The 12,670-nt window shown below is 48.1% G+C and carries 10 protein-coding genes, 1 tRNA gene and 1 riboswitch; of the genes, 7 read left to right on the top strand and 4 right to left on the bottom strand.

The window, feature by feature from the left end; genetic code table 11:
- Nucleotides 1-24: 24 nt before the first annotated feature.
- Nucleotides 25-153 (bottom strand): hypothetical protein, encoded by a 129-nt coding sequence (locus tag OXH18_RS14870; protein ID WP_268607882.1) that lies wholly within the window; start codon nucleotides 151-153, stop codon nucleotides 25-27.
- A 39-nt stretch (nucleotides 154-192) separates the two neighbouring features.
- A riboswitch (Fluoride riboswitch) is annotated at nucleotides 193-291 on the top strand.
- Between the two features lie 107 nt (nucleotides 292-398).
- Here OXH18_RS14870 and OXH18_RS14865 point away from each other — a divergent pair.
- The 4 genes from OXH18_RS14865 (at nucleotide 399) to OXH18_RS14850 (ending at nucleotide 5,322) form a co-directional block, all read left to right on the top strand.
- Entirely contained in the window at nucleotides 399-2,039 is a 1,641-nt protein-coding gene (locus OXH18_RS14865; protein WP_268607881.1) for a cation:proton antiporter, read from the top strand.
- A 279-nt stretch (nucleotides 2,040-2,318) separates the two neighbouring features.
- Nucleotides 2,319-3,683, top strand: coding sequence for an oligosaccharide flippase family protein (locus tag OXH18_RS14860; RefSeq protein ID WP_268607880.1), 1,365 nt, complete (start codon nucleotides 2,319-2,321; stop codon nucleotides 3,681-3,683).
- Between the two features lie 172 nt (nucleotides 3,684-3,855).
- A tRNA-Ser gene (locus OXH18_RS14855) sits at nucleotides 3,856-3,947 on the top strand.
- A gap of 193 nt (nucleotides 3,948-4,140) precedes the next feature.
- The gene (locus OXH18_RS14850; protein WP_268607879.1) at nucleotides 4,141-5,322 is read left to right on the top strand and encodes a hypothetical protein; all 1,182 of its coding nucleotides are present in this window, start codon (nucleotides 4,141-4,143) and stop codon (nucleotides 5,320-5,322) included.
- Nucleotides 5,323-5,373: 51 nt separating this feature from the next.
- Here the strand turns inward: OXH18_RS14850 and OXH18_RS14845 are convergent, their stop codons facing one another.
- Together OXH18_RS14845 and OXH18_RS14840 are read right to left on the bottom strand one after the other, a co-directional pair.
- Complete coding sequence (locus OXH18_RS14845; protein WP_268607878.1) at nucleotides 5,374-6,330, bottom strand: aldo/keto reductase; 957 nt, start codon at nucleotides 6,328-6,330, stop codon at nucleotides 5,374-5,376.
- A gap of 151 nt (nucleotides 6,331-6,481) precedes the next feature.
- Entirely contained in the window at nucleotides 6,482-7,051 is a 570-nt protein-coding gene (locus OXH18_RS14840) for a Crp/Fnr family transcriptional regulator (protein ID WP_268607877.1), read from the bottom strand.
- 443 nt (nucleotides 7,052-7,494) lie between these two features.
- Between OXH18_RS14840 and OXH18_RS14835 the strand changes: the two genes are divergently transcribed.
- Nucleotides 7,495-8,376 (top strand): aspartoacylase, encoded by an 882-nt coding sequence (locus OXH18_RS14835; RefSeq protein ID WP_268607876.1) that lies wholly within the window; start codon nucleotides 7,495-7,497, stop codon nucleotides 8,374-8,376.
- Here the strand turns inward: OXH18_RS14835 and OXH18_RS14830 are convergent.
- Nucleotides 8,373-10,019, bottom strand: coding sequence for a hypothetical protein (locus OXH18_RS14830; RefSeq protein WP_268607875.1), 1,647 nt, complete (start codon nucleotides 10,017-10,019; stop codon nucleotides 8,373-8,375). The two genes, OXH18_RS14835 and OXH18_RS14830, sit on opposite strands and share 4 nt — an antisense overlap.
- Before the next feature lie 665 nt (nucleotides 10,020-10,684).
- On the opposite strand from OXH18_RS14830, the gene OXH18_RS14825 reads away from it, so the two are divergent.
- Nucleotides 10,685-11,179, top strand: coding sequence for a hypothetical protein (locus OXH18_RS14825; RefSeq protein ID WP_268607874.1), 495 nt, complete (start codon nucleotides 10,685-10,687; stop codon nucleotides 11,177-11,179).
- Nucleotides 11,180-11,329: 150 nt separating this feature from the next.
- On the top strand, nucleotides 11,330-12,658 hold the full coding sequence (locus OXH18_RS14820; RefSeq protein WP_268607873.1) for a TIGR03279 family radical SAM protein: 1,329 nt from the start codon (nucleotides 11,330-11,332) through the stop codon (nucleotides 12,656-12,658).
- Nucleotides 12,659-12,670 lie beyond the last annotated feature (12 nt).

Raw genomic sequence — 12,670 nt, 5'->3', positions numbered from 1 at the left:
GATAGGTAGCAGAAGCATCAGTTATTAACGATCGAACTTCCGGCGAATGGACAGCATCGTTCCAGTCAGATGGGGGGACACTAACAGCTTGTTTGATTGCGTGCCGTAACCGCCTCCGCTGTTGATGTGCCCATTTGCATTGGAGTATTTCACCACCGCTTCTTCCCCGTACGGCTATAGGATGCTATAAGTGATAGAGATGGCGATGGAGCTCGCCGAAACCGCCCAGCGTTAAGGAATTTTGTTAGCTATTTCTATTACGTTGAAGAGGCTGATGGCTCCTACTGTTCCGACTTGCAGCGGAAGGGTGGGTCATTGTTGCCTTCATTAAGCTTTCTGCTGCCAGTCACATTGCTTCATAGCTTCATAGAGGAACTGACGTTATTGGCAAGGATGACATGTTAGAAAGCATCATTTGGATTTTACTGATGGGATTTTTTGTTGGGCAAATTGCTCGACGGTTCAAGGCTCCAGCATTGGTGGGGATGGTGCTGGTCGGCATTCTCTTGGGGCCCCAAGTCGGTAATATTCTTAGTCCTGCCATCTTGGAAGCAGCGGGTTCGTTCCGAACGATCGCCGTCATGGTGATTCTGATGAAGGCTGGGTTAGGGCTAGATCGCGAGAAATTGGCTCAACAGGGTAGTGTGGCCCTACGGTTAGGGTTTTTACCAGCAGCGTTTGAGGCGATCGCCGTAGCCTTGGCAGCGATGTGGCTTTTGCAGTTTGATTTCGCGACGGGTTTGTTACTGGGATGCATTGTGGGAGCAGAGTCTCCGGCCGTGATTGTACCTGGCATGTTGCGGCTAAAAAGCTTAGGATGGGGCGTGCAAAAAGGGATTCCCGATGCCATCTTGACAGGTAGTGCTCTATCGGATGTATTGTTGCTGCTGGTATTTAGTCTGCTGTTGGCAATTCTCTCTCAGACGGCTGCCACTGGAATCACCCTTCCCGGTGGAGTGACGCTGAGTCCGTTGCAGTTGTTGCCGTTTCAGGTCGTCCTGCAAATTGTTTTGGGAGTGCTGTTAGGATGGCTGACGGCTCGAATGTTGGTTTCCCTGCTGGGCAAACAAAACTGGACTCAAAATGCTGTGCAAGATACCTTAGTAGCAGCCGGGTTTGCGCTGCTGTTGGTGGTCCTAGCCGAAGACATACCGATCTTTTCTGGCTATTTAGCGGTGATGGCCACCGGGTTTTTCTTGATTGAGTTAGACACCCCACTGGCGCGACGGTTGCGCGGTGGCTTTGACAGTGTGTGGGTCATCGCCGAAATCATTTTGTTTGTGCTGCTGGGCGCTAGTATTCAACTGAATGTTTTGGGCAACACAGCATGGATTGGATTGTTAGTATTGGCCATTGGAACCCTGTTGGGACGATCGTTAGGTTGGTATCTCTCGACATTGGGTAGTAATTGGACATGGAAAGAGCGGTTGTTTTTGCTGCCAGGAAATTCTGCCAAGGCCACTGTCCAAGCAGCAATTGGTGCCATTCCGCTAGCACAGGGCATTGCTGGGGGTGAAACAATCTTGGCATTGGCGGCTCTGTCGATTTTGGTGACGGCCCCGTTAGGGGCGTGGGCCATTCCAACCTTTGCCCCTAGGCTGCTGCAAAAGGGTGAGGTTGATCCTACCAAAGTGGCGATCGCTCGTCGCATTACTCTATTGGCTGCTATCGATACCTCTTCCTTATCCACACAGGTATTGTCTAAAGCCGCTGACTTAGCTCGACGGGCAGATGGTGAAGTGATTGTGTTGCATGTCATTCGAGTTCATGATCCTCGAGGAGTTGAGAAATTGCGGGAACAAACGCAACAGCTTCTGGCAGATATTCGGCATCGATTTATCACTACTGCTGGTTCAGTTCCTGAAGAAATTATTCGCACGGCTCAAGACTATAACGTTACCGAAATTGTGATGGGAAAACGCGGCCATCGGTCTTTAGCTGAGGTGTTGGTGGGGTCAGTGTCTCAAGCCGTATTAGAAACAAGTCCGTTTCCAGTTTTGATTGTAGAAGATAAGCAAACGCTTGCAAGCGTCCGCTAATCTTGGTGGAAGAAATTTGGTAGAAGAAATACCGATCTATTAACCCGGCAACCATCTATTAACCCGGCAACCGTTGTCACGACATCTGCCCTCTCACCCTCGATCCCCCGCCCTTTGGGTGAGGAACTTCCGATCCGCCCCCCTGCGCCTTTTCTAGAAGCAGAGGCTGGGGGATGAGGGGGGTTCGGAATGCAAGATCAAATATGGCCGGGTTCATAGCAGAATTGATCCATTGAGAGATAGACTGTACCATCTGCTCTTTAACGACGTCGGGAATTCATGAAACTGTGGCATTTGATCCAGCTAGAAACTCTTTGGCAGAAACTTCAGCACCCTGACCTAATTGCCACCTTGATTCGAGGAGCGAGTGCGGCTCTTCTCATTCAAACGGCCGGGGCAGGCATCAACTATGGAATGCAAATTGGATTGGCTCGTTGGATGGGGGCCGCTGAGTATGGAACCTACGATTATGTGATGACGTTGAGTACCATTCTGGCATTGCTGGCAGGACTGGGATTATCGGGAGCGGTGTTGCGCTTTGTGCCAGAATACACCGTCAAGCAAGACTGGTCTCGGCTGCGTGGTTTACTGTTAACCAGTTGGTGGCAAACAGCCATCGCTGGCTTAATCACGGCGGCGATCGCCATAGTGATTATTGGAGTCGTCGGTCGATCGACAAGCTTAAACAGTTTACGATCGTCGCTATTACTTGGTGTTTGGTTAATTCCCCTGTTGGCACTATTAAAACTACAGCTAGAAATGTCTAGAAGCATTCGTCAAATAGTACTTGCCTACTTTCCCTCCTTGGTGATGTTTCCACTGCTGCTGACAGGAACTGCATTTGGCTGGGTCTATACTCAACAATCACTCACCAGTATTACAGCAATCGTTATTTCTGGATTCATACTAGTGTTCATTCTAATCGGTCAGCAGTGGTTTTTTCAACGTGCTTTATTACCATCGATCCGAAGTAGCCCTCCAAGTTTTGGATTGAAGCAATGGCTGTTAGTATCTTTACCACTTTTGTTTATTGATGGTTCCTTTATTGTGTTAAACCAAACAGATACCTTAATGATTGGAGCATTGCTAGGAACAAAGGCAGTCGGAATTTACGGGGCGGCGTTTAAAACTGCAACGTGGGTCAGTTTTATTTTGGCGTCTATCAATGCAATCGCAGCCCCAATGTTTAGTACACTCTATGCTCAAGGCGATCGTCACACGCTTCAGCAGTTGGTTTCTATCATTGCTCGATGGATGTTTTATCCAGCATTCATTGTCACAATCAGTCTATTCGTTTTTTCAGATCCACTACTATCGCTGTTTGGCTCAGAATTTGTTGTTGCGAAATGGTCTCTACTGGCTTTGTCGCTGGGGCAATTAGTCAACGTAGGTGCCGGTTCGGTCGGATATTTACTGATGATGACAGGACATCAAAATCAATGCGCTTTTGTATTTGCCTGTAGTGCGCTGATTAATGTTAGCCTCAACCTGATCGGGATTCCCATACTGGGCACCTTTGGCGCAGCCGTGGCCACTGCCCTATCGATGATCCTGTGGAACGTGTGGCTCAATCGATTAGTGGTGAAATACCTCGGCATCAACCCCTCGATCGTCGCGGCCCTGCGTCCCAATCTGACACCTTAATCTACATTATATAGCCGCAGGAGAGATTGAGGTGAAGGCAGTACGAGGTGTGTCAGTCAATCAGCCCGTGCCATCTTTCTTTATATCGATTTGTCCACGGCTTCTCGCACTTCTTGTATTTCTATCTTGCTCCTAGGCAATTTTTTGCTATGATGATAAAGCTCTAACCTCTGGAGAGGTGGCTGAGTGGTCGAAAGCGGCAGATTGCTAATCTGTTGTACGGTTCGAAAGTCCGTACCGAGGGTTCGAATCCCTCCCTCTCCGTTTAATATGTCTATCCTTGGAGTTGTCCCATCTCCCTCAGTTTGCTCTGATTGGCTGAGGTTAATTGAGGGAGCGGTTTGTGCTTTGACTCGCCCCAACGGCAAGCACCTCTCCTCAAATGTTTCCTGAAATTCGAAATCTTATCAGGATTGTGTAGAAGCGAAGTTCTTTGAAGCTGGCAGGCTTTTAACGTATGAAGCTGGTTTATGCTATTGCGTCTAAACCTCGATTTTGCTTTGTTGTTTTGCTAGCTGCTCTCTATGGTGGATTACTCGTCTATCTCGAAGGGCTTCAATTTCCGCTGACTTGGGACGAACCTCATTTCTGGGAAGTAAGCTTACAATTCAGCCACCGCCTGCTTCCTACAATCGATCAATTGCAGAATTATGGCGCTCTCAATACTCCGCTGCCGTTTGTGATATTTGGTATGCTGGAATACCTTTTTCAAGGTGGCGTTGTCGTGGGACGGTTGCTCAATGTTGGGTTGTCGCTGACCATCGTGTGGCTAATTGGCACTTCCCATCCCATCCAGAAAACCACGTCGTTACTGGCAGCCATTGGCTTACTGATATTTCCCTATTATTTGTTGCTGAGTGGCTATCTGTACACCGATATCATGGCAGCCTTTTTTGTGTTTTTCGGCTGTTGGTTCTATCAACGCCAGCAACATGGGTGGAGCGCCGTTATGTTTGCGTTGGCCATTGCTACACGGCAATACATGCTGGCTTTTCCAGTGGCGATCGCCACCCACGAATTTCTGCTGACGGTCAAGCAAACTGGCCTCAGGCCCAAATTTAGGTGGGTAGCTCCGTTGCTGGCTAGTGCCACAATCGGCGGTTGGATTCTGTTGTTTAATGGCTTAACGCCCGCCAGTGCTATCTCCAACACAGCTATCCCCGTTCCAACCGTACAGAAACAGCTATGGCTGGTGGACTTAAGCGCCAGTTTATATTCTCTTGCTTGTTTAGGGATTTACTTTGTGATTCCAGAGTGGATTCTCTTCGATCGCCAATGGAAGCCGCATCGATTCTTACGGGAAAAAAATTACGTGCTGGCGTTTGTCTTGCTATTGCTGTTGATCATTTTCCCGCCGTTTCAAGCCCACGGACTGCTGATCAAGGTGGTCAACATCATGCCCGCTTTTATCCTTAAATTGCCCATGCTGTACATTCCAGGGTTGCTAGCCGTCATTCGCTTCTCACGATTTAACCTGGGGTTCTGGCTGGTTCTCATCAACGCTGGACTCATGATCAAAGCCTATCCCTGGGACAAGTACTTGCTGCCGCTGCTGGTGGTGCTGTGGTATTTCAGGAGCGTAAACCCCGCTCATCTGGGTGCAGAGAATTCAACTAACGCTCCGGCTGAAGCGGAATAAGGGCAGGTGTGACCAGCTAGAAGCTAGACGCGAGAAACCTGCCCGATGAGTTCAGCGACTCGTAGCAGTCGATCGATCGAGTTGCTCCCGTTCATCTGGAGACAACGACCAACCCAGCGCTCCTGCATTTTGCCGCACTTGGTCGCCATTCTTAGCACCCGGAATCGGGATGACATTGCCCTGAGCAATCAGCCAGTTCAACGCCACCTGAGCCGGGGTTTTACCGTGGGTTTCACCAATCTCTGTCAATAAGCGAATGGTGGGAGCCAGCTTCTCCAAACTGCTTTGGCTAAACTGAGGATTTAGTCGGCGGGCCCCTATAGGAGGAGTGTAGTTGTCGGCTGTATACTTTCCAGTGAGCAAGCCTTGGGACAGAGGGCTGTAGGCCAAAATTGTGATGCCAAGTTCGCGAGCAGTATCTAAAACGCCATTGCTTTCAATTTGCCGAGTTAGTAGTGAGTAAGGCACCTGATTCACCGCCAGTGCAATTCCCCGATCGGCTAGGATACGATGGGCTTGTCGCATTTGCTCAGCCGAGTAATTGCTGACCCCAAGGGTTAAGGTGCGTCCTTGCTTCACTTCATCGGCCAGCGCGTTCAATAGCGTTGTTTGCCCCATCAAAAAATCAAACGGCTGGTGTACCTGATATAGTGCCACTGTTGGCAATTGCAACCGCTTCAAGCTAGCAGTGAGAGCATCAGCCACCGCCTGAGCATTAAAGCGCCACGGCAGCGGAAAATACTTCGTGGCAATGTGCACCGAGGAACGAGAGCGATCGGTTTGCTGCATAAATTCGCCCAGCAGTCGTTCTGATTCGCCAAAACCATAAATTTCTGCCGTGTCAAACAGACTAATGCCAACGTCTAGGGCCGTTTTAAATGCATCGTATAGCGTAGCCTTGTCGTAATCTTTGCCATAGCTCCAGAACAGCTTATCGCCCCAGGCCCACGCACCAATTCCCAACGGCGCAATGGTAGGGCCATTAGAACCAAGGGTAATGGCATTCATAGTTACATAACTTAATATCTACCCTCCTAGTCTATCGAAGGAAACGCTAGGTTGCGATCGAGCAGGTCCCATCCAAATGGCTGATTTTCTAGCGCTATTTGCTATTTAAGGATCAGTTGGTCGCAACGTTAGCGGCTGTGGGGCATAGCCCCTAACTAACCAATCGATCGGCTTGCCAAATCCATCCTTCTTTGCACCAATTGATTCGATGTTGCTGTTGAAACAAGTTTAATAAACGTGTCACCGTAACCCGCGTTGTGCCAATGACATCGGCAATATCTTGGTGCGTTAAGCGCAGTTCTACCAAGTATCCTTGGGTCACCTTGCGACCAAACTGTTGAGCTAGCCAACTTAATAATTCCGCCAGACGTAATTCCACTCGTCTGTAATGAATGATCCTTAGCAACTCTTGCGTTTGCTGTAAATGGGCTACCAGTGCTTGTTGACAAAATGGATAATCGTCTGGTAGGGGGGCAGCTTCTACCGGAGTCAGGCATTCAATTTGATAAGGATGCAGATTGCACAATGGTTGCCCAACCACATCACCAGCATGCCAAAATCCAAGGGTGACAATAGCCCCGTCTTCATTCCAAGTTAATGTCCGCACCCAGCCCGCATGAATTTGCCACAAACCAACCCGATCGGAAGGTATGAGTTCCCGACGACTGAACTTGAACTGTCGTACAGTAGACGAATGTGCGATCGCAAGATTAGAAGCCATGAGTTTTACCTGATCTAGAGAATAAAGTTCGTGAAGACGGCATGCTTCATCGAACCCTTAACAGTGAGGAACACCAGATCCAGGTCGGCTATATCAACGAGCGGCTGCGCGACCGCCCTGAACGAATCTTTAATAAGCTTTAGCTATCGTAACAGTAAAACCGCAGAACCGAGAACGAATGCCGTTATTATTACCTTTTTCTATAATTACGTAATATATCGATAGAACAGTTGAAGCATGACTCATTCAGCGGCGTCACGGTTAGAGTCATTCTATAGATTGCTGGACATGGCTGAATCCGAGATCTGACGTTGATCCCCTCCTCACCCTAACCTAGCGATCTGGCTCTCTGCTTCCGGAGGGAGAAGGATTGGGGATGAAGGCAAATCCGATTTGAATTCAGCCACGCCAATTTCTGCTTTAAACCAAGCATTGAGGGAAGTATGGAACCAATCAAGCGCGTCGCCATCATTGGAGGAACGCATGGTAATGAGCTTACAGGTGCTTATCTAATCAAGAAGTTCGAGCAATTTCCGGCACTAGTGAGGCGATCGACGTTTGAAACCATTACCCTATTTGGCAATCCTCGAGCATTTGAGATGGGTCGGAGATATCTCGACAAAGACCTAAATCGCTGCTTCTTGACCAAAGATTTGTTGAATCCCACCCTTTCCACCTACGAAGACCAGCGTGCCAAAACCATCCACCACCTGCTTGGACCCAAGGGACACCCAGCGGTTGATCTCATTTTGGATTTGCACAGCACTACAGCGAATATGGGGATCACCCTGATTTTAAGTAGCCACCATCCCTTCAACTTGCAACTTGCAGCTTATCTCAGTCAGTTAGATCCACAAATCAGGGTTTTTAGTTGGGGACAATCCAGTCAAGACAGCAGTTTACTGCGATCGTTATGCGAACAAGGGTTGGCCATTGAAGTCGGTCCCGTGGCACAGGGTGTTCTTCACGCCGAATTTTTTCAGCGAACCGAAGCGCTGGTGCACCAAATTTTGGATTATTTGGAGAGGACGAATCAAGGAAACCCACCGTCGATCGCCCGCAATCTGACGCTGTATCAATTCATTGGGTCGATCGATTATCCCAGAGACGAAAAGGGAGATATTCAAGCCATGATTCATCCTAAACTGCAAGGCAAGGATTATGAACCTCTCCGTCCGGGTGATCCTCTATTTCTTACCTTTGACAATCAAACAATCGCCTACAAAGGGGAACTGACAGTCTATCCCGTATTCATCAACGAAGCGGCTTATTACGAAAAGGGCATTGCTGTCTACCTTGCCAAGCTACAGCCCCTTTATATTTAACTGTCGCCATCGGAGGACTTTAACCAACGCCGGACATTACCGCCTATTCGATCGATCGCAATCAAGGACAACAGGTCAAACGCTAGCGCACAAGCCACATTACCGCCTGTGATAGGGAATAAGCTTGGGGATACTGCTGAACCTTCTGGGTGTTCTGCGTCTTGATGAGGAGATTGTTTCAACGCTTGATTGGTGCTTGAACTAGATGCTACATCCTGTACTGGGCTAATCGATCGATCGGGCTGCTTGTGTCGTCCAGTTGACTCTTCTTGAGACTCGTTGATTGTTTTCTCTTCAATTTCTTTGTCGATAGGTTTAGGCATAAAGTCTTCGATCGTTTTGTGCGTTCTCGAGACCTCAGAGGTTGTAGATTCAGCTGTATGTTCTGTTAGGTAGTTAGGATGCCACAGATCGCGGTGACGATAGAGAGAGCCACCTCCGATACCATATTGAGTTAACAGTCGGAATCTCGCGGTTGTACTGATCGGGAGACTATTCTTTTCAAGTAAATCTGCGATTGCATGATGAATTCTTTCTCTAGCTCCAGCAGCCTGTTGTTGGTTCCAACTAGGTAATTCTTTGATAGCAGTCGTTGTTGTTTTCGTCACTTTTGGTGCTTTGTGCTTTCCATGTTCTTGCCCATAGGGATAATAATGACTGTTCTCAATACACCTGGCCCACTCTAGAGCGCGCTGTTCAATCTCGTGTTGATGTCGGCACCAGTCTTGATATCCTGGTAGCGATCGAGCAACGTTCACAATTTCGGTTACTAACGCTTGTCCAGATAAGGGGTTGCTTCCTGTTAGGATATGGTTAAAAATATAAGCCCTCATGGTGATACGCCCCAGCAACCGATTGGTTTGACCAAAACCTGTCCAACCTAATTCGATTTCTGCATTTAAATCGTTAATGAATTTGTCTGCTTTTCCAGAAATTTGATAGGATTGCCGCCGAATCTGTTTGAGTAGGCGTTTAATGGTCTGTGAATCGATCGTGTTATGGGCTTGCGCCCATTGCCATTGCTGCACAAATTGCTGCTGACTACTCCAGATTGGTTGAAAGTCTTCATTGAGTAAATAAGACCCCATTTGTAGCGGTAATCGATGGGCATTAAACAGACTTGGTTGGTGTTGACTGCTGTAAGGCTTGGGATTGGGAAAGAGTTCCAGATGTCCAGGTTGTAGGGCAAATCCAGCATTTTCTAACAGTGCAGCGATTACTCCCGCTAGTTCCCAAGAGCTTTGGGCCAAATCAAAGGGAAAATAAAGATGCACACCACCACTGTAGGAACTGCTACAGGCTACGTATTTCACCAACCCAATCGCTTCTAAGGTTGCCACAACGCGCCCGATCGCCAGTGGGTCGGATTGGGGGTGATAAGGACTGCCCACGTCAATATCCAGCAGACAATAGCGCGTATAGGAGCCAAACCGCACACCATACAAATACCCACCCTGCTGAATCAAGCGATCGGACAAAGGATGCCGTCGCTCGGTTTGCCAAGCAGGTGTACAACCCGGTTCAGGATGGTTGGCATAAATGTAGTCAAATCGGTGTGGAAAAAGTGCCAAAAATTCGTTGTCCCATTCACAAATTCCAGCAAAGACAGATGATGACGGCGATCGAACTTGAGTTGTTGACATGCCAAAACCTCCCCGTTCTAGACACAGAATGGAGTTGAAGTTCGATCTGTGATAACACACCCTTTGTGACTGCACCGTTGCTGTCAACAGGGTGAACTACGTCGCCCGATCAGATTGTCAACAGTGTTGAAAAGGCTTGCTATGAGCAGCACACAAAAAACAATGGTCTGCAAATTCTAGAGCAAAAGTAGGTTGATCTTGCTTGCTCTTTGAAAACCGGTCATTGCATCCTAGAAAAATTCTTTGTGCAATGGTTTAGAGATTCTAGAGGGTTTGTCAACATTGTCAACACGGTCAATTCACTGAGCACGTTAATATCTCAATACCTGCACGTTGTCAGAGATTTTGTCGGCGCTACGGCTCAATGGTTTAGAGATTCTAGAGGGTTTGTCAACATTGTCAACACGATCAGTTCACTCAACGGGCAGTCAAGGCAATGAATGTTGGGACGAGAACTGCTTGATGAGGCGATCGGAGCACATTCGCTAAAAACTTCTCAATCCCCCACAGTACCAGATTTAGTAAGTGAATACATCAGATATTCTACGGTTGCAAATTACAGCTTAAGATTTTTTTAATATTCTTGTCCGCTATTTTACTAGTGCTGTAGGTTTCCTGCGATCTCGGTTTCTTTGAGTCTTGACTCCTTTTTTTCTTCTTTGTTTATGATCCATCACATTTCAATTCCGGCTGAAGATCCTCGCCATGTGGCCACTGTGTTAGCTGAACTTTGGAACGGTTGTGTGATTCCCTTTCAACCTAATTCCGGTGGCTATGCGTTAGGAAGCTATGTTGCCTTTGCTCGCGATCGTCAGGGAACTGCGATTGAGGTTTATCCGCTAGGAACAGAACTGATTCCTGGCAGAGGAACTGATCAAGCAGATTCCCGTCATAATCAAGCTCAATCTCGATTTACAGCAACTCATGCGGCGGTTTCAGTTCCTGCGAGCCGCGAACAAGTCGAAATCATTGCTCGGCGTGAAGGTTGGCGGGTTTTACATTGCACACGAGGTCTACGCAGCAGCAATGAGTATTTTGAAGTTCTCGAATTTTGGATCGAAAATCGGCTCATGATCGAGCTACTGACTCCTGAAATGTCTCAACAGTACACCAATTTCTTAAACCCAGCTAAGTTGGAAGGGTTTGGCTTAGTTAAATAAGCGATCGAGACTCTCTCCATGCTACATCGGTTTGGCTCGTCCCCAATCTTCTCGGCCAAATTCGCGGTTTTGCGCTAAAGATGGAGAATACGAAGGATAGTGTTCCCCTGTTCTTCACTCGTATCGTTTCTTTAACGTCTAGCCTCTCCCATGTCTGCCTCTTCCATTCGTCCTGCTTTAATTACCAAAGTGTTGTCCGATTCGATCGCGGCTGAAATTGGCTTTGAAGCAGGCGATCGGCTAGTGTCTATTAATGGGCAGCGTCCACGCGATTTAATTGATTATCAATTTCTCTGTGCCGATGAAGTGTTGCAGTTGGAAGTCTTAGATGCCCATGGTAAGACACATCATGTGGAGATCGAGAAAGACTATGACGAGGATTTAGGGTTAGAGTTTGAGTCTGCTCTGTTTGACGGGCTAATTCAATGCAACAACCGTTGTCCGTTCTGCTTTATCGATCAGCAGCCACCTGGCAAGCGAGATAGCTTATACCTTAAAGATGATGATTATCGCCTCAGTTTTCTCTACGGCAGCTACTTAACCTTAACCAACTTGACACAGCGCGAGTGGGATCGCATTGCTCAAATGCGCTTGTCGCCGCTATATGTGTCAGTTCATGCCACTGAACCTAATGTACGCCATCGCTTGTTGAAGAATCCACGTGCTGGAGAAATTCTCGATCGCCTGCACTGGTTTCAGGAACATCGCCTGCAAATTCACGCCCAAGTAGTGGTGTGTCCGGGCATGAATGATGGAATCCACCTGGAGCGTACCTTACTCGATCTTGCCCAGTTTCACCAAGACGAAATCCCGGCTGTAATATCAGCAGCGGTGGTTCCAGTGGGGCTAACGCGCTTCCGTCCAGCCGAGGATGAACTGATTCCCGTCACGCCGGAAAAAGCGCGGGAGGTGATTGCTCAGGTTCAAGTCCTTCAGGAAAAGTTTCGTCGGCAGTTTGGCACAATGTTTGCTTGGCTAGCTGACGAGTGGTTTTTGATTGGCAATCAACCGTTACCGCCTGAATCGCACTATGAAGACTATCCGCAACTTGGGAATGGCGTCGGTTCAATTCGACAATTTTTGAAAGAATTTCGATCGGCCGCTAGCTCTTTACCCACGCATGTTTCTCCTCCTCGCAAACTGGTGTGGGTCGTGGGTAATGCAGTTGAACAAGCCTTTCAGCCCGTGGTGCAACGGTTAAATCAAGTCAAAGGGCTGGATGTGTCGATGGCGGCTTTGCGCAGCGACTATTGGGGGCAACAAATCACCGTTACAGGATTATTGACCGGACAGGATTTGCTGCAAGGATTGCGCGAGCGCGACTTGGGTGATGGGTTGTTACTGCCAACGCTGATGCTGAAACATGGCGAGGATACCTTCTTGGATGATATGACCGTGGATGAGCTAGCCTGCCAACTTGACACTAAAATTTGGCGAATTCAGTCGATTGATGCATTGCTGCAAACGTGCATCTTGTAAGGTGGATTGATT

Origin of the sequence: Thermocoleostomius sinensis A174 (assembly GCF_026802175.1) — a bacterium.
GTDB lineage: Bacteria > Cyanobacteriota > Cyanobacteriia > Elainellales > Elainellaceae > Thermocoleostomius > Thermocoleostomius sinensis.
Note: the sequence above shows the minus strand (reverse complement) of the source record. Positions and strands in the feature narration are given on the sequence as shown.